This is a genomic window from Virgibacillus sp. L01, assembly GCF_052246775.1.
GTDB lineage: Bacteria > Bacillota > Bacilli > Bacillales > Amphibacillaceae > Lentibacillus.
The window spans coordinates 844,045-870,021 of sequence record NZ_JBQQCP010000001.1; the positions used below are offsets into that span (position 1 = coordinate 844,045).

Annotated in this window: 25 protein-coding genes; 10 read left to right on the forward strand and 15 right to left on the reverse strand. The window is 39.0% G+C overall.

Annotated features, from left to right (window positions below; translation table 11 throughout):
- Nucleotides 1-88: 88 nt before the first annotated feature.
- The gene (locus ACTWQM_RS03855; protein ID WP_443256835.1) at nucleotides 89-2,128 is read left to right on the forward strand and encodes a transglycosylase domain-containing protein; all 2,040 of its coding nucleotides are present in this window, start codon (nucleotides 89-91) and stop codon (nucleotides 2,126-2,128) included.
- A gap of 200 nt (nucleotides 2,129-2,328) precedes the next feature.
- Here the strand turns inward: ACTWQM_RS03855 and ACTWQM_RS03860 are convergent, their stop codons facing one another.
- The 3 genes from ACTWQM_RS03860 to ACTWQM_RS03870 all read right to left on the reverse strand — a co-directional run bounded on the left by ACTWQM_RS03860 (nucleotide 2,329) and on the right by ACTWQM_RS03870 (nucleotide 5,242).
- Nucleotides 2,329-2,850 carry a YwhD family protein gene (locus tag ACTWQM_RS03860; RefSeq protein WP_443256836.1) on the reverse strand — a complete coding sequence of 174 codons (522 nt, stop codon included), beginning with the start codon at nucleotides 2,848-2,850 and terminating at the stop codon, nucleotides 2,329-2,331.
- A gap of 581 nt (nucleotides 2,851-3,431) precedes the next feature.
- Nucleotides 3,432-3,932 carry a YwgA family protein gene (locus ACTWQM_RS03865; protein ID WP_443256837.1) on the reverse strand — a complete coding sequence of 167 codons (501 nt, stop codon included), beginning with the start codon at nucleotides 3,930-3,932 and terminating at the stop codon, nucleotides 3,432-3,434.
- Nucleotides 3,932-5,242 (reverse strand): HD domain-containing protein, encoded by a 1,311-nt coding sequence (locus ACTWQM_RS03870; protein WP_443256838.1) that lies wholly within the window; start codon nucleotides 5,240-5,242, stop codon nucleotides 3,932-3,934. Before ACTWQM_RS03870 ends, ACTWQM_RS03865 begins: the two co-directional genes overlap by 1 nt.
- A gap of 97 nt (nucleotides 5,243-5,339) precedes the next feature.
- On the opposite strand from ACTWQM_RS03870, the gene ACTWQM_RS03875 reads away from it, so the two are divergent.
- Entirely contained in the window at nucleotides 5,340-6,191 is an 852-nt protein-coding gene (locus tag ACTWQM_RS03875; RefSeq protein WP_443256839.1) for a lipoate--protein ligase family protein, read from the forward strand.
- Nucleotides 6,166-6,384, forward strand: a complete 219-nt coding sequence (locus ACTWQM_RS03880) for a hypothetical protein (protein WP_443256840.1) — start codon at nucleotides 6,166-6,168, stop codon at nucleotides 6,382-6,384. Before ACTWQM_RS03875 ends, ACTWQM_RS03880 begins: the two co-directional genes overlap by 26 nt.
- A gap of 90 nt (nucleotides 6,385-6,474) precedes the next feature.
- Here ACTWQM_RS03880 and pta read toward each other — a convergent pair whose 3' ends face one another.
- Entirely contained in the window at nucleotides 6,475-7,443 is a 969-nt protein-coding gene (pta, locus tag ACTWQM_RS03885; protein ID WP_443256841.1) for a phosphate acetyltransferase, read from the reverse strand.
- A 201-nt stretch (nucleotides 7,444-7,644) separates the two neighbouring features.
- Here pta and hemQ point away from each other — a divergent pair, with 201 nt between their 5' ends.
- The 4 genes from hemQ (at nucleotide 7,645) to ACTWQM_RS03905 (ending at nucleotide 9,810) form a co-directional block, all read left to right on the forward strand.
- Complete coding sequence (hemQ, locus tag ACTWQM_RS03890; RefSeq protein ID WP_443256842.1) at nucleotides 7,645-8,385, forward strand: hydrogen peroxide-dependent heme synthase; 741 nt, start codon at nucleotides 7,645-7,647, stop codon at nucleotides 8,383-8,385.
- 221 nt (nucleotides 8,386-8,606) lie between these two features.
- A complete protein-coding gene (locus tag ACTWQM_RS03895; RefSeq protein ID WP_443256843.1) occupies nucleotides 8,607-8,861 on the forward strand; it encodes a hypothetical protein in 255 nt (84 codons plus the stop codon).
- 139 nt (nucleotides 8,862-9,000) lie between these two features.
- Nucleotides 9,001-9,486 (forward strand): spore coat protein GerQ, encoded by a 486-nt coding sequence (gene gerQ, locus ACTWQM_RS03900; protein ID WP_443256844.1) that lies wholly within the window; start codon nucleotides 9,001-9,003, stop codon nucleotides 9,484-9,486.
- A 72-nt stretch (nucleotides 9,487-9,558) separates the two neighbouring features.
- Complete coding sequence (locus ACTWQM_RS03905) at nucleotides 9,559-9,810, forward strand: hypothetical protein (RefSeq protein ID WP_443256846.1); 252 nt, start codon at nucleotides 9,559-9,561, stop codon at nucleotides 9,808-9,810.
- Here the strand turns inward: ACTWQM_RS03905 and ACTWQM_RS03910 are convergent.
- From ACTWQM_RS03910 to ACTWQM_RS03940, 7 genes are all read right to left on the reverse strand, one after another.
- The gene (locus ACTWQM_RS03910; RefSeq protein ID WP_443256847.1) at nucleotides 9,805-10,173 is read right to left on the reverse strand and encodes a DUF423 domain-containing protein; all 369 of its coding nucleotides are present in this window, start codon (nucleotides 10,171-10,173) and stop codon (nucleotides 9,805-9,807) included. The genes ACTWQM_RS03905 and ACTWQM_RS03910 overlap by 6 nt on opposite strands.
- Before the next feature lie 27 nt (nucleotides 10,174-10,200).
- Nucleotides 10,201-10,485, reverse strand: a complete 285-nt coding sequence (locus tag ACTWQM_RS03915) for a DUF5327 family protein (RefSeq protein ID WP_443256848.1) — start codon at nucleotides 10,483-10,485, stop codon at nucleotides 10,201-10,203.
- A gap of 161 nt (nucleotides 10,486-10,646) precedes the next feature.
- Nucleotides 10,647-10,775 carry a hypothetical protein gene (locus ACTWQM_RS03920; protein ID WP_443256849.1) on the reverse strand — a complete coding sequence of 43 codons (129 nt, stop codon included), beginning with the start codon at nucleotides 10,773-10,775 and terminating at the stop codon, nucleotides 10,647-10,649.
- A 174-nt stretch (nucleotides 10,776-10,949) separates the two neighbouring features.
- A complete protein-coding gene (locus ACTWQM_RS03925; RefSeq protein ID WP_443256850.1) occupies nucleotides 10,950-11,522 on the reverse strand; it encodes a cytochrome c oxidase subunit 3 in 573 nt (190 codons plus the stop codon).
- A complete protein-coding gene (locus ACTWQM_RS03930) occupies nucleotides 11,515-13,434 on the reverse strand; it encodes a cytochrome c oxidase subunit I (protein ID WP_443256851.1) in 1,920 nt (639 codons plus the stop codon). Before ACTWQM_RS03930 ends, ACTWQM_RS03925 begins: the two co-directional genes overlap by 8 nt.
- Before the next feature lie 39 nt (nucleotides 13,435-13,473).
- Complete coding sequence (gene coxB, locus ACTWQM_RS03935) at nucleotides 13,474-14,157, reverse strand: cytochrome c oxidase subunit II (protein ID WP_443256852.1); 684 nt, start codon at nucleotides 14,155-14,157, stop codon at nucleotides 13,474-13,476.
- 430 nt (nucleotides 14,158-14,587) lie between these two features.
- Complete coding sequence (locus tag ACTWQM_RS03940) at nucleotides 14,588-14,887, reverse strand: phasin family protein (RefSeq protein ID WP_092491410.1); 300 nt, start codon at nucleotides 14,885-14,887, stop codon at nucleotides 14,588-14,590.
- Nucleotides 14,888-15,639: 752 nt separating this feature from the next.
- On the opposite strand from ACTWQM_RS03940, the gene ACTWQM_RS03945 reads away from it, so the two are divergent.
- Together ACTWQM_RS03945 and ACTWQM_RS03950 are read left to right on the forward strand one after the other, a co-directional pair.
- Nucleotides 15,640-17,769: a choice-of-anchor J domain-containing protein gene (locus ACTWQM_RS03945; protein WP_443256853.1), complete on the forward strand. Its 2,130-nt coding sequence runs from the start codon at nucleotides 15,640-15,642 to the stop codon at nucleotides 17,767-17,769.
- 128 nt (nucleotides 17,770-17,897) lie between these two features.
- A complete protein-coding gene (locus ACTWQM_RS03950; RefSeq protein WP_443256854.1) occupies nucleotides 17,898-19,247 on the forward strand; it encodes a YjiH family protein in 1,350 nt (449 codons plus the stop codon).
- Nucleotides 19,248-19,495: 248 nt separating this feature from the next.
- Here ACTWQM_RS03950 and ACTWQM_RS03955 read toward each other — a convergent pair whose 3' ends face one another.
- The 3 genes from ACTWQM_RS03955 to ku form a co-directional block, all read right to left on the reverse strand.
- A complete protein-coding gene (locus ACTWQM_RS03955) occupies nucleotides 19,496-20,323 on the reverse strand; it encodes a sugar nucleotide-binding protein (RefSeq protein ID WP_443256855.1) in 828 nt (275 codons plus the stop codon).
- A gap of 23 nt (nucleotides 20,324-20,346) precedes the next feature.
- Complete coding sequence (locus tag ACTWQM_RS03960) at nucleotides 20,347-21,363, reverse strand: acyltransferase family protein (protein ID WP_443256856.1); 1,017 nt, start codon at nucleotides 21,361-21,363, stop codon at nucleotides 20,347-20,349.
- Nucleotides 21,364-21,547: 184 nt separating this feature from the next.
- Nucleotides 21,548-22,408 (reverse strand): non-homologous end joining protein Ku, encoded by an 861-nt coding sequence (gene ku / locus ACTWQM_RS03965; protein WP_443256857.1) that lies wholly within the window; start codon nucleotides 22,406-22,408, stop codon nucleotides 21,548-21,550.
- Between the two features lie 116 nt (nucleotides 22,409-22,524).
- Between ku and ACTWQM_RS03970 the strand changes: the two genes are divergently transcribed.
- Nucleotides 22,525-24,315: a DNA ligase D gene (locus tag ACTWQM_RS03970; RefSeq protein WP_443257087.1), complete on the forward strand. Its 1,791-nt coding sequence runs from the start codon at nucleotides 22,525-22,527 to the stop codon at nucleotides 24,313-24,315.
- Between the two features lie 254 nt (nucleotides 24,316-24,569).
- On the opposite strand, the gene ACTWQM_RS03975 is transcribed toward ACTWQM_RS03970, so the two are convergent.
- Nucleotides 24,570-25,964 carry an L-cystine transporter gene (locus ACTWQM_RS03975; RefSeq protein WP_443256858.1) on the reverse strand — a complete coding sequence of 465 codons (1,395 nt, stop codon included), beginning with the start codon at nucleotides 25,962-25,964 and terminating at the stop codon, nucleotides 24,570-24,572.
- Nucleotides 25,965-25,977: the final 13 nt, after the last annotated feature.

A 25,977-nucleotide genomic window follows, 5' to 3' on the forward strand; every position in this document is an offset into this window, starting at 1 on the left:
CACTATATATCCCTCATGATTCTACGTTTATTTCTGGTTATCTTTTCCCATAATGGAAGTAATGAAATCTTACTGGAGATAAAAGCCTATGAGAAAACTTTTCCGATTGAAAAAAAGCCAGCTTATTCTATTAATTCCTATTAGTATGTTCATTCTTGGGGTCGTGTGCCTTGCAGGGGTTTATCTGGTAAGCTTTTTACTTGGGCCCCCAAAGCTTACCATCGATCAAAATACAATTTATTATAGCATAAATGAGGAAGTGATTGGCGAGGAACGCGGTACCGAAAATCGATACTGGGTTGACTTGGAAGAAATGTCTCCTCAATTAATTAATGCGACCCTAGCAATCGAGGATCAGCATTTCTATGACCATAATGGGTTTGATTTAAAACGGATTGCCGGCGCGGTATTATCTGACTTAAAGAGCTTTTCATTAAAAGAAGGCGCGAGTACACTCACACAACAATACGCCAGGAATTTATATTTGACCCACGAAAAAACGTGGTCGCGTAAACTGAAGGAAGCCTTTCATACAGTTAGGATCGAAATGTACTACTCCAAAAATGAAATTCTGGAGGGCTATTTAAATACGATTTACTATGGTCATGGGGCTCATGGCATTGAAGCTGCCAGCAGGTATTTTTTTGACAAAACTTCTAAGGATTTATCATTAGCTGAAGCTTCGATGCTGGCAGCAATACCAAAAGGTCCTACCTACTATTCTCCGCTTAACGACCGGGGTAATGCTGAAGAACGGCAAGAACGAATTTTAGGGCTGATGCAAAATGACGGTGACATAACAGCACAGGAGTATTTTTTAGCCAGCAGGGAAAACCTTACTTTCACAGAACAGGAAGAACTGGAAAAGGTTGCAGCAGCTCCTTATTTTCAGGACACTGTTTTAATAGAGGCCGCTGATATTCTTAACGTAGAATCTGACTTGGTGCGATCAGGCGGCTATGAAATTCATACGACATTGGATGTTGACCTGCAGCAAAAGCTAGAACGCAGCACTAAAAATGTTATTCAGCCTGAAAGCGAAATAAATATCGGTGCAATGGCTATGAACCCAGCTACAGGCGGGATTCGCGCTCTTGTAGGTGGAAGGAATTATCAGAAAAGCCAATTTAACCGTGCCATTAGCGCAAAACGGATGCCAGGATCAGCCTTTAAGCCATTCTTATATTACGCCGCTTTAAACAATGGCTATAAACCAAACACTATGTTAATGAGTAAACCAACTGCATTTGAACTTGAGGATGGAAAGGTATATCAGCCGAGTAACTATAATGGCTATTATGCCAATCAGGAAATACCCTTAGCTCAGGCAATAGCTTTATCCGATAACGTTTATGCCGTAAGAACGAATTTATTCCTTGGTGCCGAAACACTCGTTGATACGGCAAAGAAAGTTGGAATTGATGGCGACTTACCTGCTGTTCCGTCCTTGGCGCTTGGAACGGCTGCGGTTTCTGTTGAGGATATGGTGACCGGATATGGCACGATAGCTAATGGCGGCAATCAGATAAGTGGACATACCATCACAAAAATTATTGATCGCCATGGGAATACAGTATTTAAAAGAAATCAAAAAGAATCTGAACAAGTGCTCGACCCTAAATCCGCATTTATATTAACCCATTTAATGACCGGGATGTTTGATCGATCATTGGATGGCTATATGGCAGTGACGGGGTCATCAATCGCCAATCAATTGAGCCGTACGTATGCTGGAAAATCCGGAACAACGAACACGGACAGCTGGATGATCGGGTACAGCCCCTCACTTGTTACAGGAATCTGGACAGGCTATGACAATAATGAACCATTGGTAAAAACCGAAGAAGTCCGTTATGCCAAAAATGTTTGGGCAAGCTTTATGGAAGCAGCTCACGAGGAAAAACCATTACAAAGGTTCACTGCTCCATCAGGTGTTGTAGGAGTACCAATTGATCCCGCTTCAGGCGAGCGGGCAACAACATACTGTGACACAAGCCGTGTCATGTACTTTGAAAAAGGAACAGAACCAGCAGAATATTGCTCAGTCCACCTGCCCGATAGCAAATCAGAAAAAAGTAAAAAACAAAAAGGAATGCTCGAGAAATGGTTTGATAGACTGTTTAGATGAGCAACGAGTGCTTTTCTAAGTTTTTCTTTAAATTCCAAATAAAAAAAGCTGACTCCTGTAAGGTCCATCTTACGTCTGGAGTCAGCTTCTTTTTTGTCCTAGCAATACATGAGTTAGCCCATGTATATACATTTTACAAATTTCTTGATTAAAGTACAAGTTGTAATTCAATTGTTCATAATACGGTCACAAATTGTTCATTATTTCGGAAGAACTTCTTTTAGTTCATCAGTAGAATTTCCCCACATACTCCCGCCTTCAAAATCAGCAAGGAAATCCTTTAATAGCTTTTTCGAATGGTCATCCATGTGTTCAAGCATAATCTTACCTTTTAATGATTTTTCCATGTGCGTGACATGCTGAGGCATTGATTTATAAGCTCGTTTTATGGAACGGTCAACACGAACTTCACTTCCGCAAACACCAGAGAAATAGGCACCATTTTCATTTTTTTCAACATTCACCCAAACAATCCAGTATAATTTTCCATTTGGCACTTCTTCTTTGCTAGGTAAAAATTTCACACGTCGCTCTATTTCACTTCGGGCATGCATTGCTCCCATATCTACAAACGCACGGTCTTCATTTGGATCTATAATAACCGGCGACATATTTTCCAAACTGACTGTACCGGCACCATACCCTCCGTGACCGTCCGTTGAATCATCTTTAAGTATTGTAAATTGATTAGTCGTCTTTTTATTTTGACCTTCTGAACTCACTTTCGGAACCCTCCTACATAGGTTTTAATTATTATTCTAGCATAACTGCAAGCTCCATTTCATCCATTACAATTTATAATCGAAAGACTGCAACACAATGCGGAGAAATACTCGACTTGTCTCATAACTCCGATGAGTGATAGTACTTGAACAGCTTTCGGGTTCTCATGAGACACTGATGAAGACACTTTTTATACAATTTAAACAGCTTTCGCGTCCTCATAACTTCGATGAAGACACTTTCCATACAAATTAAGCAACATTCGCGTCCTCATAACCCTGATGAAGACATTTTTTATACAAATTAAGCAGCATTCGTGTCCTCATAACCCTGATGAAGACACTTTCCATACAAATTAAGCAGCTTTCGCGTCCTCATAATCCTGATGAAGACATTTTCTATACAAATTAAGCAGCATTCGCGTTCTCATAACTTCGATGAAGACACGTTTCTCGCTATCTGAAGAGAGTTTGGGTTCTCATACGCCTTGAAGTGAGTGCTTCACGCTATTTGGGTAGAAACATTCCATGGGGGAGCGCTTCAGCCTATTTGCGAGCAAAGCCAAAATAAAAACCCACCATTAATGAGGTGGGTTAATTGATTTAATAAACTGACTTGCTTCAGTTATATCATCATTCGTATACTTTTGCTTCGGCTTGACGGTATGTATCTTTTCAATCATGTCCATCTCCGTTAAATCATCAAAATAAAGCATGGTCGATACAAGTTCAAGAAAGCGCGAACTCTTCCCTTTCAATAGCCAAACCTGCTTTGTCATATCAGGCATGTCCAATTTAAATTGATTCAGAAATTCCTGTCCATCCATGGTAATACTGTAATTATATTGAAAATAGTTACTCTTATCCTTTTTTTCCTCAGCAATAAAGCCCAGATTACATAGTTCCTCTGTACGGAGTGAAAGTTCTTCAGAGTACGGTCCGTAAAAATGGAATTGATACTTTTCCTCAAACGGCATATCACATTTTTGTAAAATATAAATCATCTTCTGCAGCTTTTTCCGACCAGTAACCTCATTTGCTACTGAAAAAAATTGCATTAATTTCGCATGATTAGTTAACATTATTTTTCCGCTCCTTCACCATATAATAACTCAAAAATTCTTCGTTTAGCTGGACAATCATCACGAAGGTCATCCAACGAATCTTTAGGAAAATACAGCTTATGGTCCGTACGTTTTTTCCCTGAGATAGCTTCAACAATTTCCGAATGACGGGAAAGCTCTTTCAACTCATTGTTGGGCATCATCAAATGAATCGGAAGTCGTTCTTCCTCTTCACCAGGCCGATAAAAATCATATGGCAGGTCAGATGATGAATCGACAACAAGGTAATATTCCGGATCAATTCCGGCTTCCTGAAACAACTGGTAAAGCTCCATCCACTCATTCATTTGCTGGTTCGGGTTAAATTCAATATATTTAAACAGGCGACGATTCACAAACCGTTCACACAAATCACGCAAAATCTCGTCATCTTCCTCCTGCCATAGCTGAAAATAGTACGAGACAATCGATTCATCCAGCTTCAAATAATCAGCCAGATCAACCTTTTCCTTAAAAAATGAAATAAAATGTATTGGCTTCAGTTTAAAGGTGTAATCTGTTTCAAATAAATATTTGGCACGATGGAGGATTTTTGACAGAATGACTTCTGCACTTCTGGTTACAGGATGAAAATAAACCTGCCAGTACATTTGATAGCGACTCATGATATAGTCTTCCACCGCGTGCATCCCACTTGATTTAATGACAACCTGATCATCAATCGGACGCATCACACGTAAAATTCGTTCCATATCAAAATGACCGTAGCTGACACCAGTAAAATAAGCATCACGCTGCAGATAATCCATCCGATCAGCATCAATCTGGCTTGAAATGAGACTGACAACTAACTTGTCCTCGTATGTTTTATCAATCACGTCGGCAACCTTTTTAGAAAAACCAGGTGAAACGCGCTCTAAAATTGTATGTATATGTGTGTCACCCATAATAATTTGCTGGGTAAAATACTCATGATCAAGCTTAAATACTTTTTCAAACGAATGAGAAAACGGTCCATGACCCAGGTCATGCAGTAAAGCAGCACATAAGCACAGCAGGCGCTCATCATCATTCCAATGCGGGCGGTTTTCAAAATTATAAAGAATCCGGCGGACAATTTCATAAACGCCTAATGAATGGTTGAAGCGGCTATGTTCTGCTCCATGAAACGTTAAATTAGTTGTTCCAAGCTGTTTAATCCGGCGTAATCGCTGGAATTCCGGTGCTGCAATCAAATCCCAGATAACACGATCCTTTACGTGAACATATCTATGGACGGGATCTTTAAATACTTTTTCTTCATTTAATTGTTCATCTTTATACGCCATTTTTACAACCCGTTTCTTTTCGACATTATTTATTTTATTATATAATGAATAACCTAAGGATAAAAGAGCCAATCTTTTTAAGCAGAAGGAGAAAACTATGAAAAACTGGAAGGATATCATCAGGCACAAGCAGTTTCGCTATCTTGATCATTCAAAAGAAAATTTTTTTGATAAAAAAGCCTATACAGCTTTAACGTCGTTTGCAATCGATGATGTACTGGCGCTATCTGTCGGCGGAAAAAACACTGCTCCGGCAATAAGGTTGTGGGTACACCCTGACACTGTTGTGTTAGGCATCCCTGACGCACGATTGCCTTTTATTGAAGAAGGCGTAGAGCTGCTAAACGAACAGGGATATCATGTTATTGTCAGGAATTCCGGTGGGTTAGCAGTCGCACTGGACGCTGGAGTTTTGAATATTTCGCTGGTCCTGCCTGATGTAAAGCATATTTCCATTCATGATTGTTATGAGGCGATGGTGAGCTTTATCCAGTACATGCTACGTGATTTGACGAATGATATAGAAGCATATGAAATTGTCGGTTCCTATTGCCCTGGAGACTATGATTTAAGTATCGATGGGCGAAAATTTGCCGGAATTTCACAGCGCCGTGTGAAAGATGGAGCAGCCATTCAAATATACTTGGATGTGGAAGGAAAAGGTGTTGAGCGAGCAGCATTAATTCGTGATTTTTATAGTGTGGGAATTAATGACACTGAAACCAAATTTTCCTATCCAGATGTTGATCCATCAACAATGGCTTCACTAACTGAACTTTTAGGGAAAAAAATAACTGTTGATGGGATGAAGGACCGTGTTCTAGAATCACTTGAGCACTTTAGTGACACGATTGTAACGGATGACTTTTCCGCTGATGAACTGGAGGCTTTTAAAACTAGATATGAGCAAATGGTTAAGCGGAATGAGAGGATTGCTGGGATGCAGTGATTTATCGACTGCAATAACGGTATATCAACCCGGTACATCGTTTATCAACCCGGAAATTCATTTATCAACCTGTAATCTCGTTTATCAACCTGATATGCGGTTTATCGACCGGGGATTTGATTTATCGACTGCAATAACTGGATATCAACCCGATATTCTTTTTATCAACCTGTATATCCATATATCAACCTAAAAGCTCATTTATCAACCAATCAGCATACGATATCAACTTAAAAAAGGCTTACAGCAGAAATTTAACCTGCTGTAAGCCTTTCTCTTCCAATTATGCTTGTGCCGCTGTAATGATTGCCAGTTTATAAACATCGTCAGCACTGCACCCTCGTGATAAGTCATTCACTGGTTTGTTTAGCCCCTGCAGAACTGGACCGACCGCTTCAAACTCACCTAACCGCTGGGCTATTTTATATCCGATGTTTCCCGCTTCAAGACTTGGGAAAATAAATACATTTGCATCGCCATTCAGAACGGAATCCGGAGCTTTTTTCTCGGCAACACTTGGAACAAATGCTGCGTCAAACTGAAACTCACCGTCGATTACGAGTGAAGGATTTTTTTCTTTTGCAAGGTCTAATGCGTTAACAACTTTATTTGTTTCTTCAGATTGAGCCGATCCTTTTGTTGAAAAACTGAGCATCGCAATACGTGGATCTACATCAAACAATTCGGCAGTAACCGCGCTCTCTACTGCAATCTCCGCCAGGTCCTGACTGTGTGGGTTAATGTTGATTGCACAATCGGCAAACAGATATTTTTCATCGTTACGAACCATGATAAATACGCCGGAGGTCTTTTTAATCCCATCTTTTGTTTTAATAATCTGCAATGCTGGTCTAACGGTATCTGCCGTTGAATGTGTCGCGCCACTAACAAGCCCGTCTGCCTGGTTCATGTATACAAGCATCGTTCCAAAATAGTTTTCATCAAGCAAGATTTCGCGTGCTTGTTCAGCGGTAACTTTTCCTTTACGGCGTTCAACAAATGTTTCCACCATTAATTCAAACTCAGCAAAGTCTTTTGGATCCATTAATTTGGATGTGGCAATATCGACACCAATTTCTTCTGCTTTCTGTTTCATCTTACTCCGGTCGCCTAATAAAACAGGGGTTAGAACACCAGCAGCACCAAGCTGGCTTGCTGCGGTCAGAATTCGCTCATCCATCCCCTCTGGAAAAACGATCGACTTATCAGTTGTTTTTATTTTATCACTTAATTGATCAAAAAGATTACTCATGATTGAGCACCTCCTATTAGCGTTATATTCTAGTTAAAATGATAATTGATTATCAAGCCTATTAAAAGAAATCACCCTTGATTTTTACAGTAATTTTGACGGAGTGGTGACAAAACCTTATTCCATGATTATCTTTCCCTAATTATGATATAGTAAAATCATATGATGATTAATCCCAAATTGATGAAGGAGAGAGATAGAATGGCAGTTCAAGCAGTTGAAACCTTGGATGGCTGGTATTGTTTGCATGATTTACGTACAATTGACTGGACATCCTGGAAATATGCATCCAGTGAAGAACGCGAATCAGCAATTCATGAATTTAAAAACCTACTTAGCAAATGGGAAGCAGTTGAAAATGAAGAAAATGGAAGTCATGTTCTATATAAAGTTGTTGGCCAAAAAGCTGACTTAATGTTTATGTTTTTACGTCCAACTATGAATGAGCTGACTGATATTGAAACGGAATTTAATAAATCAAAATTTGCCGAGTTTCTACTTCCTGCCCATTCGTATGTATCAGTTGTTGAGCTTTCAAAATATGGCCCTCAACATGCGGAGGATGATCCCAGAACACAGGAACGCCTGAAACCGATTCTGCCTAAATGGGAGCATATCAGTTTCTATCCGATGAATAAAAGTCGCGATGGTGAAGACAACTGGTATTCAGTTGACTTCAAAGAGCGGGCAAAATTACTTTATGAACATAGTAAGACAGGCCGTAAATACGCAGGTAATATTAAACAAATCATCACCGGTTCATTCGGTTTTGATGACTGGGAATGGGGCGTAACCCTTTTTGCTCATGATCCATTACAGCTGAAAAAAATTGTTTACGAAATGCGCTTTGATGAAGTAAGTGCACGTTTTGGTGAGTTCGGCGAGTTTTTCGTTGGAAACCACCTGGCAAAAGATGAGATTGACGCTTACTTACATGTTTAAGCCTGACGGAAAATTGTCTCGAGATATTCGAGGCAATTTTTTTATTTAAATTGGAGGAGGAGTTTCAATCGGATTCAGGTTCTTCAACCTCATAAGAACAACTTCAGCCACTACAATCAATAAAAATTCCTTTTCAGGACAGTCATTATTCCGCCCATGCTTACATACACATATTTAGTAGACCCAACCAGCATGAGCTACAGAAGTGAGGTGTATTTGATGTGGCTGTAATTAGATACAACCAAATTGGAGTACAATTATTGGCAAGGTTAATGCGGGCAGAAGTTGAAGGTGACGGCAAACTTGGAATGCTTATGGTTGGAAATACTGGTGTGAACCGACTCCATATTGACCACTTCGAATTCACAAAAATAACTAATTTAAAAGAGATGATTTTCCAAAGTCCTGGTGGGTTTGGAGCAAAACAATTTATCAGGAGCTCGTCAGAAGGATATAAATTTTTGCACGTAAGGTAAGGTGCTGTCCAGCATCAAACCAGGTCTGAAGGCGCATGTTCAGCCCAATGGTCAATGGACCTTGGCAGGTACAAGACACATTGTTTCTTTGTCCCCCAGCATCTGAATGTCCAAAAGCATACAAATAGGAGGTTTTTTTATGAGTGAAAATGAGAAAAACGTAAATCAGGGCTTTACAAATTCTTACCAGCAATATCCTTACTATTACTACCCACAATTTTCTCCAGCGTATTATCCAGCTTATGACCCTAGACAAATACCTCAGAGTCCGCAGAACCAGCCGACACAACAGCAGCAACAGGCTGATGTTATGGGGCAACTGCAGGCTGGTAATGAGCAGCTTCCAATGGAGCAATCGTACATTGAAAATATACTTCGACTTAACGAGGGGAAAGCCGCAACAGTGTATATGACTTTTGAAAGTAACAGCCAGTGGAATGCTAAAATTTTCAGAGGAATTATTGAAGCAGCTGGGAGAGATCATATTATTTTAAGCGATCCTCAATCAGGAAAAAGGTATTTACTGCTAATGATCTACCTCGACTATGTAACGTTTGAAGGGGAAATCAATTATTCATATCCATATGGCAACGAAGGACAAATGACCCAAAATCCACCGCGATAAACAACTATTGAACGTTAGAAAAACTTGGTACAAAACCAAGTTTTTCTAATATCAACAACAGGGGGAACTCAAATGAGACATCCTTATGAAAAATTCATTCGCCTTGAATTAATAACCCTTGTTTTAGTTGTGATCATTGGGCTTATTTCAGTCTTTCAAGGTATTCTCATCATTATGTTGTTTAGTTTATATTTATTATCTATCAGTATTTTCTGTGAAGCGCTTATCGCAATCAACACGCATAATACAGCAGATGGCGCTAAACAGTTTGTTAAGGCTGCTATGCTTATGCTTGTCACTACTATACTTCTTTTTCAGCTATAGATACTTCATAACGGCATACCCAAGAAGCACCCAGCCAATTAGAAATGCAACGCCGCCAATTGGCGTAATCATCGCAAATGTTTTGATGCCGGTAGTTGAATAGATATATAGTGTTCCGGAGAATAATAGAATCCCAACCAGGAACATCCAGCCTGCCCAGACCATGCCGCCACTTTGTAATTTTGCTAGTAATAGACCGGTTACAAGTAATGCCATTGTATGGAACATTTGATAGTTAACTGCCTTATCCCACGTTTTCAAGGCTTTTTCGGACAACTTCCCCTCGAGTCCATGTGCTCCGAATGCACCAAGGGCAACTGCCAGAAATCCGTTTATTGCTCCAAGAATTAAAAATAACTTCATGATAATGCACCTCTCTTCTTCATGCTGTTAAAAGTCAAATAAGGAACTGCCATTTGCATCGTCATCTTCTTCATGATTACGACGTGTTATGGTTTGCTTTCGACTATTATTGCTTTCTCCGATCATTGCTTTCATTTCTTCTGTTGAAATCTCACTGCTATCAGCTTTTGGCTTTTCTTCCAATAGTAGTTCACAAAGAAGCTGTACATTCTCAATATGTTTTTGTACTGCGTTATTATCATCGCTTTTCTGCTGTGCTTGTGTTAGCTCTTTCATCATTTTTTGTATGATTGTATCTGTTTCCACTGCCATGATAACCACTCCTTGTTTCAATCCTAAACTCAATTAAGTATAACACTATAAGCTGAATTACAAAAAGCCTTGGAGGTTATCACCAAGACTTTTTAGATTACTCTATTATACTATTTCTTGTTCATTATGTAAGTGAAAGCAGAAACAAGATTAAAAATGATTTAGACGTTTACCTGCTGCTCCCTCGTATAGCGTTCATAAACCCATTGCAAAAACTCTACTTCGTTCTCGTACAGCTGCCTTCCAAGCTTTTTTTCCGTGTCCTCCAATAGATGCAAAAAGCTTTTCATAACGCTATATCCCCCCTATTATGATACGCCGATATTTCCCCTTTTTTAATTGTATCGCTATTTATAAAGGTTATCAACAGAAAATTTGCTAAATTGTTAAAATTACTGATAAAATATCCCTATCTTTTGTGGATATCGACTTTTACATGGTAATAATTTCCTAAATTGCTAATTTTAAACTAAATAAGGGAGATAAACCAGAATGACAATAAATACCCATATAATATCAACGAAATGCCAATAGTACGCAAATATCAACTGTTTTTCTCTATATAGTCCATATGATATTTTCATAATATATTGAATAAGCAGCACCATCATCCAGAACAGACCGAACATAACATGTGCCGCATGAAGACCAACCAGTACATAAAATGATGAAAGAAAATTATTTACACCAATGCTGTAACCTTCCTGAGCATATTTATAAAACTCATGAACTTCCAGACTTAAGAATAGTAGCCCGAGTAATAATGTTACGCTAATGCCAAATACAACCTTAACAGTTTGCCGTTTTTCCAATCCCTTCTCGGCAATTATCAAAGTTCCACTGCTGGACAACAGACAAATCGATGACAAAATGACGCTTTTGGCTTCAAATACCTCATTCGGACTAGGACCCGCAGATGACGGTGTGAAAATCAGATATGTGGCAAACAATGTCGCAAACATAATACTCTCGACAAATATATAAATGTAAAATCCAAATTGTTTATCCTTAAAAATGGTTGATTGCTGCTTATTCATGTGAATGCTCCTCCCTGTATAACGCTTTCCGTTCATCCGTTAACGTGCGAACAATAAATAAAAGGAAAGTGAGAGTGCCTCCAATAGCCGACATCCAATACCAGGTATAGATCATGCCGATACTAATAACAAATAACGAAAACGCAAACAGTATTGGCAATATAGTATTCACCGAAATTGGGGCAGGGCGCGTATCTGTAGTTGTTCGCATGCTTTTGTTGTTAACCTTTGCATACCAGTATGGATCAATTTCTTTCACTACCGGCATAGGATCAAATGGATGTTCCGGTGAAGGTGATTTGACAGTCCATTCCAGCGTACGTCCGTTCCATGGGTCATTACCAGCATGTTCACCATATTTATGGGTTTTATAAATATTCCATCCGAAAAATAACATACTGCTCCCCATTAAAAATGCGCCGATTGTACTTGTCAGATTTAAAAGGAATATTCCGTCACTCCATTGGTATGTGAAAACGCGACGCGGCATCCCTTCCAGACCAGTAATATGCATCGGCAAAAAGGTTAAATGAAAGCCAACCACAAATAGCCAGAAATGAAATTTGCCCAGCTTGTCATCGAGTACTTTGCCAGTAATTTTTGGATACCAATAGTATAGACCAGCAAAAATACCTAAAATAGTACCTCCAATTATCGTATAGTGAAAGTGTGCCACAACAAAATGGCTGTCATGGTACTGAAAGTTCGCTGCCGCAACTGAGAGCATAACCCCTGTCACGCCACCCATAACGAAAGTAGGAATAAAGCCAAGCGCAAAAAGCATTGGTGTAGTTACTCTGACAACGCCACCTCGAATCGTAAACAGCCAATTAAATATTTTAATTCCAGTCGGAACAGCAATAAGCATTGTCGTGATGGCAAAAAATGTGTTTGCCATTGGTCCTAACCCTACGGTAAACATGTGATGTGCCCAAACCATAAAACCAAGAAATCCTATTAAAGCAATCGACACGACCATCGCCGGATAACCAAATATCCTTTTTTTCGAAAACGTTGAAATGACGTCTGAGAAAATACCAAAGGCAGGCAGGACAAGGATATAGACCTCCGGATGGCCAAAAATCCAAAACAGATGCTGCCAATAGACAGGTGAACCTTCATTACCAGAGAAGAATGCTGTACCAAACATCCGATCAAACATTAATAAGTATAAAGCAATCGACAATACACCAAAGGCAATTAGCATTAAAAATGACGTGATTAAACTTGACCATGGAAAAAGGGGCATACGAGTCAGCTTCATACCAGGAGCACGGTTTCGGATAATGGTAACGATCATATTAATTGCAAAAAATATCGTTCCAAGGCCCGATATCTGAAGACCAAATACATAGTAATCATTTCCAACATCTGGCGTGAAAACTTCTGTCGATAGAGGTGCATAGCCAGTCCACCCAGCATTCGGGGCTGTATTAAAGAAAAATGACATATTAAATAAGATAGCACCAGCTAAAAACAGCCAGAAGCTAACCGCGTTCAAAAATGGAAATGCCAAGTCTCTGGCACCTATTTGTAATGGTACAGCGACATTCATAAGCCCAATTAATAATGGCATTGCCACAAAGAAAATCATCATCGTGCCGTGGGTTGTAAAGAGTTCATTATATTTATCGCCTTGAAATACCCAGAAATCATTATTTGGAACTGCTAGCTGAGTACGAATTAACAAGGAATCTATTCCAGCCCGAAGAAAAAATAAAATACCAAACAGTATATAGAGTGTCCCTATTTTCCGATGATTTGTTGTGCGCATATAACTCCAAATGATTGGCAGCTTCTTTTTCTTTAAAATATAGATTGTTAAAAGTACTCCCATAATAATCGTCATAATCCATGCCGATATGACGTCTGATGGCATAGAAAATAGTTGATCCAAAAATGGTATGGACATTTGGTACACCTCTATTCTGAATTCCATGCTGTATTTCGTTTATTTTTTCAGCCATTGATTATAAGATTCTTCAGAAACCACATTTGTGGTAAAACGCATGTTAGCATGTTGTGTTCCACAAAATTCTGCACACTTACCTGCATATGTTCCGATTTCTGCACCTTTGATTTCATAAATGAGCTCTTTATTCGGCAGAACATCGGTCTTACCTGCCAACTCTGGAATCCAGAAAGAATGGATAACATCCTTTGACCTTAAATGGAAAACAATCGTCTCTCCTTCTGGAATAACCAATTTATTAATCGTTTCCTTTCCGTTTTCATACGTGAAAGTCCAAGCAAATTGCTGTGCGGTAACGTCAACATGTGTAGCTTCCTCTTGTGTTGCCGCTGTTTTGTCAGGCGATTGTTCATATGTAATAGCCACTGCAGGAACAGCAAGTACCACAATTAACAAAACTGGCAGTACGGTCCATGTGATTTCCAGCTTTTTATTTCCTTTTACTTCAGCTGGAATAGCACCTCTATTTTCATCTGTTTCACGATACTTCCAGACAAACCTAACAAACAATAAAACGACGACAGTCATGACAACCATCATTAGCGCAAAACTGAACACGATTAAAAATGCCTGGTCATTTCCTGTCTCACTATTTGGATTTAGTACAGTAATCTCACAGCCTGTTAATAATAGGAATATAGGAACTAACAGTATTTTTTTCATCGGGATCATCAGCCTTCTTACATATGGTAATTTAATTGACTATTATCCTTTCTTTTGCGGAATTAAACATTTACTACTTTTATCCACCACAAACATAGAAAACCTGGTTGTTCGTTAAGCTTTTTAGCGGACAAAGCAGACGCTATTTCTATGTAAAGGGACCTTTTCAAAGTTATCAGGATACAGAACCCTTATTTCACCAATATCATGGTTAATAAAGTCCATTTGTACCAAATAAGTCTTTGGTGTCCGCAAACCTCATTTTCGGTTAACATTATTCTTATCTATCAAAAAAGAGAAATTCCTAATTGGAAAATGCCCTTCCTAGTCTATTTCGTACCAGATAAAAAAAAGCGGTTCAATTAAGGGTACGAATTTTAACTCGTACTCCGAAACTGAACCACTTATCCTTCAGAAATCTGCTTTCACACTATTCTTCATCCAATTTTTCTTCTAAAACTGAGATACGTGCGCGTAATTCGTTGATCTCTTCTTTTGTTGCTAAACCAAGTTCCTTTGCCATGTCTTGCGTTTGTTCAAATTGCTTGGTACTCCACTCGTCTGTTTTCATTTCGCCTTTTTCAACGAAGTTACGCATGACAGTCCTTGCCTGCTCCTGTGACAACTCATTTTTATCAACGAGCTCCTGCAGTTTTCTATCAAGCTTTTCCTTCCCACTTACTGCTGCACCGAGGCCTAATAAAAATCCTTTTCTTAAAATATCACTCATTCTCTACACCCCCTACTGGCTTCTGATTATAAATTAATAGTGTTTTTTTAGCAGATAAGAAAAGTATAAATCCTTTCTTACTGCATAAGTTCAACTAAGGCTTTCGCCATTAAGACTTGGCGAAAAGCAAGGTTTTCTAAAAACAACTAAAAGCGTTACTAAAAATAATCCTTGATAGGTGCCGCAAATTATGAATTATATAAGCACCTACCACAATCATCGCAAAAATAATTCCCTCTAGCAATAAATAGAAATGGTATATCAGCTTTATATGCTGATCCTTCTTACGTTGTTAATGTCTTTCCCCATTTTCCAGCCAGTCTAACATAGCTTGATAAAATGAAAGATTCGGTAAAAATAATTCATTGTTTCCATTATTGTATCATAATCATCCGTAACTAATCTTCTATGCTATTTTCGAATATTACTTATCATTACACAGAGCATTCTAGTAAGTTTTTTTCAAATGAAGTAAATACTGAAATAAGCTAGATTATAATAATTTCATCCACGGATGGATAGTTTTTGTTCTGTAATTATTGACCCTCCCCAAAACATTGTACAGTTCTGTCGATAAATTAATTTTTCTGCGCAAAAAATAGTTCTTTATATCTACGAAAGTGAGAAAATAGTCGCAAAGATAGTTACAATTAACTATTACCAATATTTTGAATATTTCTTCCCCCTTGTTTATAATAGGACTATGTAGCGAATCCTTGCTATATAATTCTATGAATCCAGGGAGGTTTTTTATGAAGAAGTTAATAGCATTTTTTTCAGCTAGTGCATTAGTCTTATCGTTAGCAGTTCCTGTAGCAGCTAACGACGCGCAAGAACTGCGGGACGATGTATCCAATTGGGATGCAGAACGTTATGGGGATACAGTTGACATTACGTCTCAACTGAACAAATTATCCGAGGATGAGGAGTTCCAAAAACAAGCAAGGAAGACTATTAAGGAGTCAGCCGAGGAACTAAATGACAGTGACTCAGATGATGGTTCTTCTAAAAGTGATGAAAATTTCACATATGATGGCGGGACCAAACTATTCTTAGATCGTGATCTTGCGTTTAAGAATTTTACCTTACGCAGTGTTGGTAGTAATGTAGAAATTTGGGTTGCTAATGACCTTAGTTTTCCTGAAGATGACCCTCGCGATACACAAGTTGTCACACAGGAACAAGTAGACAAGTTACGTGACGAATTTGAATCTAATATCTATCCGACCGTAACGGATTTCTTTGGTACACCAGATTCGCTTGATGGAAGTAATTCACCATTACCTGGGATGGTTGGCCTGCCAGAGGGATATTACCAATCTGAGGATGGCAACGATAAAGTAATCATGCTGGTGGATAATATTAAAGATGACAACTACTCGGATCCTACCTATCCATTCTTTGTCGCAGGTTTCTTCTGGCAAACCTTGGAACAGTATATGGACCGTAACATAATTACAATTGATGCGAATAATTGGGAAGAACGATTAGAAGGTACATTCTACTCCACCACTATTCATGAAATGCAACACTTGATCCACGCAGACAATGATCCAACTGAAACATCTTGGCTAAACGAAGGGTTCTCCACATTTTCCGAATACCTAGGCGGTTATGGCCATGATGCGGGATCAATCAACTTCCTGCTAGACCACCCAGAGAATTCATTAACAAATTGGGATGACCATGTAAATGCTGAAACAGGTCCGGAAACGATTGCTGACTATGGATTGGTTTACCTGTTCACCCTTTACAACTATGAACAATTTGGACAGGATTTCATTTTAGATGTTGCCAAAAGTCCATTGACTTCAATTGAAAGCTACAACCAGGCATATCAGGAAAACGGAATTGACGAAACATTCCAGAGTGTTTACGAAAAATTCGCTTCGGCTGTTTTGATGGACGAACCTGATAATGTTAAAGGTGAAAAAGGTATTTACGGCTTCGACCTAATTGACTTACGTGAGCTTCCTGTCGATGACGAAGGAACTGAACGTGGTACAACGGTGAATTTTGAAAAAGCCAAGCTATATGAAAAAGATGGTGTTCCGGCATGGGGCGCTGACTATAAGGTATTAGATTTTGACAGCAAAATTAAGGATATCACTTTTAATGGCATTGACTTCTTACCAATGAAGTGGGAGACTGTTGCAGATCCTCTTGGTTCAGCAAACGATGTGTTCTGGGGTAATGAAGGACATGAAGCTGATCATAATTTAATTTTTGAGGCTGATTTGTCCAATGTATCTGAGGCAACACTTAATTTTGATCACTACATGGATATTGAAGAACAGTGGGACTTTGGTGCTGTCCAGGTTTCAACTGACAATGGCCAGACATGGACTAGTCTCGCTAATGAAAATACCCGCTCAGACGTAGTTCCTGAGGGCTATCCAAAAATTAAGGAAAACCTGCCTGGATTCACTGGACATTCTGAAGACTGGGAGCAGGAAAGCTTTGATCTTTCCGAATATGCTGGTGAGCAGGTTCACATCTCCTTCCGCTATTTAACAGATTGGGGGTATAATGACACCGGATGGTTTGTTGACAATATCGCTATTCCAGAAATTGGTTTAGGTTATGATGGCTCTAATACGGATGATTTCCTGTCGAAAGCAGAGCTAGCAGAAGACTATGTCAATTATTCCGTTTCATTTATCAATAAAGATAAGCATGGAAAATACAAAGTAATGCACATTGACCCATTTAATGTTACGGATGAGGATGCATTACAATTAAGACAACTGTTCAAAAAAGGAACCAACTATATGACAACATGGTATTCGGCACCATCTGACCAAGTAGATCCAGTTCCATTTGAATATGAGATTGAGCTGAAATCGAATAATGGAAATGGGAAAGACAAAGGTAATAGATAATAGGTAATATTTATCAAATTCAGAACAGGCTGATCATCTATTCGATGATCAGCCTGTTTTTTCTAGTCATAATCATAAGATTCAATTATAATGGAAAGAAACCTTATTCATTTCACAAGGGGGAACTTATGAATAATAATTCATATGATATGAACAATCATTTAAAATTTATCATCCCATCGCTACTCGGGGTCTTCCTATTTATGACTCCAGTTGGAACTGATGACGGCATGACAATACCGATTGCTGTTTTAGCCGGTTGGGTGCAGGAACTGCTTGCCAACCAGCTGTCAGCAATTATGATGGTCATCATTATAATAACAGCAGTTATGACCATTGTTGCCAGGTTTCTTGGTATGGAAGCATTTAGTAAGACTCCTTTTTTTCAACAATTATTCCATGTAAATATATTTTGGACAATAACACGTGTACTCGCGGCTATTTTTGCAATCATGGTTTATTTTCGCTTAGGACCGGAAGCTATCCATGGCCCAGCTACAGGACAGTTGTTATTAGGCGATCTACTGCATGTGCTTTTTGCCGTATTTTTATTTGCAGGCCTATTCCTGCCACTGTTAATGAATTACGGTTTGCTTGACCTGTTTGGTACATTGATGACCAAAATAATGCGCCCACTATTTAAACTTCCAGGACGCGGATCAATTGATTCCCTTGCGTCATGGATCGGAGATGGCACAATTGGTGTCCTGCTGACGAGCAAACAGTATGAGGAAGGCTATTATACCAAGCGTGAAGCATCCGTTATTGGTACAACGTTTTCGGTTGTTTCGATAACTTTCACCTTGGTGGTTATTAGTGAAGTAGGCCTAATGCATATGTTTATTCCGTTTTATTTAACAGTAATTGCAGCAGGGTTTGTTGCGGCACTAATTATGCCACGAATACCACCGCTGTCCACAAAGGCTAATACGTATATTACTGAAGCTGAGGGTGGTATTGAAGAGGAGATTCCAGAGGGTTATAATACATTCACATTTGGCTATAAAAAAGCATTGGATCGCAGTCGGAAAGAAACAAGTGTCACTAAATTTTTTAAAGAAGGTGGTCAAAACATCCTCGATATGTGGATGGGTGTTGCGCCAATCGTAATGGCTTTTGGGTTAATTGCATTGATTATCGCAGAATTCACGCCGGTATTTACATGGCTTGGACTTCCGTTTATTCCATTATTGGAGCTTATGCAGGTTCCATATGCCGAGGCAGCATCCGAGACCATTCTAATTGGATTTGCTGATATGTTCCTGCCTGCCATCATCGGGTCCTCCATTGAAGCTGAAATAACCCGATTTATTATTGCAGCTCTATCGGTAACACAGTTAATTTACATGTCAGAGGTTGGTGGACTTCTACTAGGCTCAAAAGTACCTGTCTCATTTAAGGATTTATTTATCATCTTCTTATTGAGAACACTGATAACATTGCCGATTATCACGTTAATAGCGCATATGTTATTTTAAAGAAGTAGTGTAGTTTGTTGTTTTTGAAAAGATAAGCTGTACAATTAAAATTTTTTTAACCGGCAAAGATTTTCTGATTGATTAGAAGCTGAAGGCGTTGCCCTCGGAAAGTGAAGTGTATTTCCGGAGCGGTGTCGTAGTTATATCAATTGCAACAATTTTTTGGTAAAAAACAAACACCCCACCATTTCATAATGGTGGGGTGCTTTATTTATAAATTAATAAAAGGGGGTATTATAGTATACGTTTTAACGAAATTTTTGTTTCGTTATATTCGTAATTTTTTTGGTATCGAGTGAAGTATTTTTCGGTACTTCCTGATCCACTGCCTCTTGCTCCGATTTCTTTTCAACAAGATTCATATCGTAGCCAAATTCCTCAGCCTTTTGCCGTATGAACTCATAAAAACTTTGGTTCTCATCTGGCCCAACATGATATACGCCCGTAACATCATTTTGGACTAATTCGGCTACTACAGCTGCCAAATCGTCAACATGAACAAACGTACGAATTAAATCATCCCTAAATGCTATTCGTTTATCGGACCGAAGATGATATGATAACTTATCGGTTCGGTCGTCAAGTTTTCCTATTTTATTCTCTCCATAAATTGGCCCAGCGCGTAAAATAGCATAATTGGACAGTTCATTCGTGATAAAGCGCTCTGCCTTCACTTTTGCATTCGCATAGTTAGCAAGTAAATGGTCCTCAGGCAGTTTTGACATTGGATCTTCCTCATCATATGGTCCTTTACCCTCGGTAAATACAAAATCAGATGAAATATAAACTAGTTTTGTTTGCGGTGTAAGATGCGTGATTAAATGCATAAGTCCCTGGTCAACCAGTTCATGTTCATTAGGACCGCTCATCACTGACCATACCACTACATCCGGTTGTTCCTTCTTAAAGAAATCGGAAAATGATTCTGGCTGATTAATATCAAGTTTATATAAATCATCAAACATGGTTGGTTCTGTTAGGTATGTGCCAATCACATCGACATCCGTAGTTTCTTTTAACAGTTTATATATGGAAGCACCTGTGTAACCACTTGCTCCAAATATACATATTTTCATTCTTTTCACCTTCCCTTTCCCAATCAAGCATGATGGTGGTGATTTTTATTTTGTCGTTGATTAATCATTCTTTTCAATTTAGAAATATTTGCTTCTATAAATGGCTGGCTTATTACTTGAATTGGTTTACTTGATAAAACAAGCACAATTGCTGCTGAAATCACAGCTAAACCAACAAATTCCAGTACATTATTTACTTCAAATAAACCGGCCTGCCGGAAAAATTGAATGAAAAATCCGTGTAAAAGATAGACATATAATGTTCTTGTGCCAAACTTCGTGAATTTATTTTGAGTTTTTGGAATCCATGCTAATACACTGAATGCCATAATAGCTGACGTAAGATACACGAGTGATCGTGCAAACAAGCCAAACTCGGGCTGCCCTAAATCACTATATGACTTCGAAGCCAGCAGCCAGCCTGAATTGAATTCAGGTGCCATATATATAGCTACCGCTACCGTCACCATAATTGCAACAGATGCTATTTTCGCACTCTTATGCTTTATCCACATAACGTGATTTTGTGTCAGCCAGTAACCCATTAAGAAGAATGGGAAAAACACAAATGTCCTGGATAAACTAAATGTGTGACCAATTTCTCCAAAATAGCCAACAGCTAAACCAATGGTTATGGCAGTTATTACACTGAATACTGCTGGGATTTTTTTGAACCAATAAAGCAGTATGTGCCAGCTGAACAAACTAAACAAAAACCATAATGACCAGTGCGGATAGAACACTCCTGCCTGCCATCCTTCTTTTCCAATAAAAAAGTAATAAACTGTATATAGAACCTGAAAAATAATATATGGTACTAATAATTTTTTAGCTAAATTTGTTATATATTTCTTGTTCCCGGATCCTTTTGCAAAGAAACCTGCCAGGAAAATAAAAGCTGGCATATGGAACGTATAAATCCATAAATAAAGTGAATTCATTCCCCGTGAACCATCTGTAAAGGGCTGTATCATATGGCCAAATACGACAAGAAAAATTAAAAATACTTTCGCGTTATCAAAAAATGCATTTCGCTCCATGCTTCTCATCCCTTTTACATTTAAATCTTGCACCCCTATAATGCTATACCCGTTTCTAAACAGAAATACGACAGCATACCGTTGATTTATTGAGGTTGTTATTGAAATGTAAATGGAATGAAAAATTGAAATGTCAGTGTAAAAAAACATGCCCCTTTCTTATAGGAAAGGTGACATGCTCGTTTTATTTAACAGCCTTCTTTTTTTGAGTTGATGACTTCTTTTTTGATTTTGTATTCGTATTTTCTTTTTCTTTGGTTTTCTGCTGATCATCCTGGGCACGATTCAATGAAGCTTGTAGTGCATCCATCAGATTTGTTGCTTTTTCAGGCTTCGGCTTGTCTTTCGCTGTTGTAACTTCTTCCTGGTTTTTCTTTTCTTCAATTAAATCCAATAAGGCAGATCTGTACTCATCTTTATATTTCTCCGGGTCAAATTCTGTTGTCAACTGATCTATTAACATTTTAGCAGTGTCCAATTCTTTTTCCGGTGTCTCTGTCTTTTCTGGAACATTTGGCACATCCTGAACATTACGAACTTCGTCGGGAAAATGGATTGTTTCCACTACAAGTGTATTCTGATAAATACGGATAACCGCAAGTTGCTCTTTTGAACGGATAATCATTTTAGCAATCCCAATCTTACCTGTGTCCTCAAGTGCAGAACGAAGCAGACTATATGCTTTCCCTCCACCTTCACTCGGCGAGAGAAAGTAACTTTTTTCAAAATAAATTGGATCTATCTCGTCTAATTTCACAAAATCAACAATTTCAACAGCTTTATCAGCCTGTTCCTTCTTTAAGTTCTCTAAATCTTCATCATCCAACACAACAAATTTATTTTTAGCATATTCATATGCTTTTACTATTTCATCACTTTCAATTTCACGATCACATACTGGACATGTACGCTGATATTTTATCGGAGATTGGCATTCCTTGTGGAGCTGTCGCAATTTCACGTCCTTATTTTCAGTTGCAGCATGCATTTTCACAGGGATGTTCACAAGTCCAAAACTGATGGTTCCCTTCCACATCGTGTGCATTATTCTAACCTCCCTTTTCCCCATAGTGTCCCGCCATGGTTTATTTTTATCCTTTTGATATTTTCACGCAGTATGAGCAACATTAATATAAAAGGAGTGTGTTAGCCGTGAAGTTAATGAAGCCAATTGCCAGCGAGCATATACCCACTGGGTCTGAGTGGGTATATGAAGTAAAGTACGATGGATTTCGCTGTGTTCTTCATTGGGAGAAAGAATCAATCCGCATAATCAGCAGGAACGATACAGACTTAACTGCAAATTTTCCAGAAATTATTGAGGCATGCCATTCCCAGCAGTCGTCCATCGAGGATTCTCTTCCGCTCCGGGTTGATGGTGAACTGGTCGTTTTGAATAATGCATATCAGGCTAACTTTTCCTTAATACAAAAGCGTGGCCGGCTGAAAAATAAGGAACCGATTCAAAATGCTGCTGCAAATCGTCCAGCAAGCTTTATGGCGTTTGATTTATTGGCATACAAGGGTGAAACACTAGTCGACGAAAAGTTTGCTGAACGGAAAAAAAAGCTTGCTGCCATTTTTGAAAAGTATCCGATTGAAAACCGTTTATATTTTGTACCTTTTTCAAACGACTCGGACGAATTGTGGGGGAAAATTTTTGACTATAAAGGGGAAGGCTTGGTTGCCAAACGCATAAACAGTATTTACGAAGATGAAAAGAAGCATAAAGATTGGTTCAAAATCAAAAATTGGCGGAACATAAATGGCTTTTTGACATTTTATAATACCAAAAATGACTATTTCACTGTTTGTGTATTTGATCATGATGAAGTAATACCTGTTGGGAAATGTAAACATGGGATTGAAGACGAGGCGTTTACTACACTGAAAGAACTATTTCGTGCAAATGGGACAAAAGAGGCAGATGGCTATAGTCTCCCCCCAGCAATATGTGCTGAAATCCACACATTAGATTTGTATAAAAATGAGTTGCGAGAGCCTGAATTTAATCAAATACTGCCTAATATGGCGGCGTCTGATTGTACGCTTGATCAATTAAAAATCGATATCACAATGCCTCCAGATACATTTGAACTTTCAAATACAGATAAGACTTTCTGGCCACAGGGTGGCATGACGAAAGGTGACTTGCTTATTTACATTCGGGAGATTTCACCTTATATGCTCCCCTACTTAAATGATCGACGTTTAACTGTTATACGCTGTCCGGATGGCGTGAATGAAGAATCTTTTTTTCAAAAACATCTTCCCGATTACGCACCATCCTTCATTAAAAGCATCACTATTGATGGAGAGGAATTTTTTATTTGTGATTCGTTGGATTCGCTTTTATGGTTTGCCAATCATGGAGCAATTGAATTTCACATTCCCTTTCAGCCGATCGGTAGTGACACCCCAACAGAAATCGCATTCGACTTGGACCCTCCTGACAGAGAGTCTTTTCCACTGGCGATTAAGGCTGCAAATCTATTGAAACAAATGCTCGACAGCCTTGAACTTGTTTCATTTGTCAAAACATCCGGCGGAAAAGGGATCCAAATACACATTCCTATCCCAGAAAAAAGCATGACATATGATCAAACAGGGGTTTTTACCCAAGCAATCGCATGGACAATTGAAAAGGAGCACCCTGATTTATTTACAACGGAGCGACTCAAAAAAAACAGAGGAGATCGGTTGTATATTGACTATTTACAGCATGGTAAAGACAAAACATTAATTGCCCCATACTCTCCGCGGAAAAGGGATGATGCAACAGTCTCAGCACCATTATTCTGGGAAGAAGTAAAGGAAGGGCTCACACCTGACGCGTTCACAATTACTAATGTTGTTGATCGCGTGAAGAAGGATGGATGCCCGTTCGATGGTTATTTTGAAGTGGGGAAATCGCAAATTATGGATAAGATTTTGGGACTTGTGGAGAGGTAGTCTGGGGTGGAGTGCTGAATCGCTCGAGTTTGAGGCGCTGTCGATCGAGTTACGTGCCAGCTCGCTCGAGTTTAGGCGCTGTCGATCGAGTTGATTGCCAGCTCGCTCGAGTTTGAGGCGCTGTCGATCGAGTTGCGTCCCGGCTCGCTCGAGTTTAGGCGCTGTCGCTCGAGTTGCATGCCAGCTCGCTCGAGTTGAGCCCCTTTTTAAGCAATAAAATAGTCGCCCCCAATCCGGAGCGACTATTTTTTAATTTATAGTGATGTTTCCTGTTCGATTGCTGTTTTATCGTTAAAGGTTTTCAGGTTTAATTTCTTCATTATACGTGATGTTAGAGTACCTGAGAGCATGGAGTCATTTACATTAAGTGCTGTACGCCCCATATCGATTAGCGCTTCAATGGAGATTAATAGTCCGGCTAATGCTACTGGCAGACCCATTGATGAAAGGACTATCAATGCGGCGAATGTTGCGCCACCACCGACACCTGCTACCCCAAATGAACTAATACCAATGATGAGTACTAATTGGGTGATGAATCCCGGTGTAAATGGATCAATTCCAACAGATGGCGCAATCATGACAGCTAACATAGCTGGGTAAATTCCTGCACAGCCATTTTGCCCGATTGTCGCACCAAATGATGCAGACATATTGGCAATCCCAGAATCAACACCAAGTGAGTTGCGCTGCGCTTGGATATTCAGCGGAATTGTTCCGGCGCTTGAACGTGAAGTAAATGCAAAGCCAAGTACCGGCAGCACTTTTCTCAAGTATGTCATTGGATTCAATCCGAATACGCCTACCATAACAAGGTGGATGATAAACATAACAGCCAGTGCTACATATGAAGCAATAACAAACTTACCTAGCTCCATAATACCAGCAACATCTGTGTTGGCTACTGTATTTGCCATTAATGCGAGTATACCAAACGGTGTTAATCGCAAAACCAATGTTACAATTCGCATAACCACTGCATATATTGAATTTACTATTTTCGTAAACATTTCTGCCTGTTCTGGATTTTTTCTACGTAAACCAAGAACGGCTATACCAATAATTATCGAGAATATTACTACTGCGATTACAGATGTAGACCGTTGCTGCGTCATATCCAGAAATATGTTTGACGGAATAAAGCTTAGAATTTTTTCAGGTGTAGACAGATCTTCTACATCACCCAACCTTGATTCCAGCATTGTTCCTCGATCGTTTTCTGCCTGACCTGCCTCAATTTCACTCGCATTCAAGTCAAATATTGCGGCACTTCCTATTCCTACAAGTGCTGCAATCATCGCAGTTCCTACCAAAATACCAATAATCCATCCTGCCATTTTTCCAAGTTCAGACCCTTTTTCCAAGTTAATAATTGATTGGATAATTGAGACCATAACCAGCGGCACGACAATCATCATTAATAAGCTGATGTATCCTCTGCCAACAATGTTATACCACTCAGTCGTTTGTGATAACACTTCCGACCCTGTACCGTAGACGGCTTGCAAAATAGCACCAAGAATAATACCTAGTCCCAAACCTGTAAACACGCGTTTGCTAAATGAAAAATGTTTCTTTTGCATGTATATAAGAATTCCTATGATTGCTGCTAAGGCCGCGATGTTCACTAAAATATATGCTAAGTCCACGATAAATCCCTCC

Bases quoted from the DNA above. Each gene is read 5' to 3' on its own strand.
- ACTWQM_RS03940 (WP_092491410.1), bottom strand. From the start codon at position 14,887: ATGAGTGATATTTTAAGAAAAGGATTTTTATTAGGCCTCGGTGCAGCA.
- ACTWQM_RS03915 (WP_443256848.1), bottom strand. From the start codon at position 10,485: ATGGCAGTGGAAACAGATACAATCATACAAAAAATGATGAAAGAGCTA.
- ACTWQM_RS03925 (WP_443256850.1), bottom strand. From the start codon at position 11,522: ATGAATAAGCAGCAATCAACCATTTTTAAGGATAAACAATTTGGATTT.
- pta (WP_443256841.1), bottom strand. From the start codon at position 7,443: ATGAGTAATCTTTTTGATCAATTAAGTGATAAAATAAAAACAACTGAT.
- ACTWQM_RS03865 (WP_443256837.1), bottom strand. From the start codon at position 3,932: ATGTTAACTAATCATGCGAAATTAATGCAATTTTTTTCAGTAGCAAAT.
- hemQ (WP_443256842.1), top strand. From the start codon at position 7,645: ATGGCAGTTCAAGCAGTTGAAACCTTGGATGGCTGGTATTGTTTGCAT.
- ACTWQM_RS03880 (WP_443256840.1), top strand. From the start codon at position 6,166: ATGAGAGGATTGCTGGGATGCAGTGATTTATCGACTGCAATAACGGTA.
- ACTWQM_RS03960 (WP_443256856.1), bottom strand. From the start codon at position 21,363: ATGGAGCGAAATGCATTTTTTGATAACGCGAAAGTATTTTTAATTTTT.
- ku (WP_443256857.1), bottom strand. From the start codon at position 22,408: ATGCACACGATGTGGAAGGGAACCATCAGTTTTGGACTTGTGAACATC.
- ACTWQM_RS03920 (WP_443256849.1), bottom strand. From the start codon at position 10,775: ATGAAAAGCTTTTTGCATCTATTGGAGGACACGGAAAAAAAGCTTGGA.
- ACTWQM_RS03875 (WP_443256839.1), top strand. From the start codon at position 5,340: ATGAAAAACTGGAAGGATATCATCAGGCACAAGCAGTTTCGCTATCTT.
- gerQ (WP_443256844.1), top strand. From the start codon at position 9,001: ATGAGTGAAAATGAGAAAAACGTAAATCAGGGCTTTACAAATTCTTAC.
- ACTWQM_RS03970 (WP_443257087.1), top strand. From the start codon at position 22,525: ATGAAGCCAATTGCCAGCGAGCATATACCCACTGGGTCTGAGTGGGTA.
- ACTWQM_RS03905 (WP_443256846.1), top strand. From the start codon at position 9,559: ATGAGACATCCTTATGAAAAATTCATTCGCCTTGAATTAATAACCCTT.
- ACTWQM_RS03855 (WP_443256835.1), top strand. From the start codon at position 89: ATGAGAAAACTTTTCCGATTGAAAAAAAGCCAGCTTATTCTATTAATT.
- ACTWQM_RS03945 (WP_443256853.1), top strand. From the start codon at position 15,640: ATGAAGAAGTTAATAGCATTTTTTTCAGCTAGTGCATTAGTCTTATCG.
- ACTWQM_RS03950 (WP_443256854.1), top strand. From the start codon at position 17,898: ATGAATAATAATTCATATGATATGAACAATCATTTAAAATTTATCATC.
- ACTWQM_RS03955 (WP_443256855.1), bottom strand. From the start codon at position 20,323: ATGAAAATATGTATATTTGGAGCAAGTGGTTACACAGGTGCTTCCATA.
- coxB (WP_443256852.1), bottom strand. From the start codon at position 14,157: ATGAAAAAAATACTGTTAGTTCCTATATTCCTATTATTAACAGGCTGT.
- ACTWQM_RS03910 (WP_443256847.1), bottom strand. From the start codon at position 10,173: ATGAAGTTATTTTTAATTCTTGGAGCAATAAACGGATTTCTGGCAGTT.
- ACTWQM_RS03930 (WP_443256851.1), bottom strand. From the start codon at position 13,434: ATGTCCATACCATTTTTGGATCAACTATTTTCTATGCCATCAGACGTC.
- ACTWQM_RS03870 (WP_443256838.1), bottom strand. From the start codon at position 5,242: ATGGCGTATAAAGATGAACAATTAAATGAAGAAAAAGTATTTAAAGAT.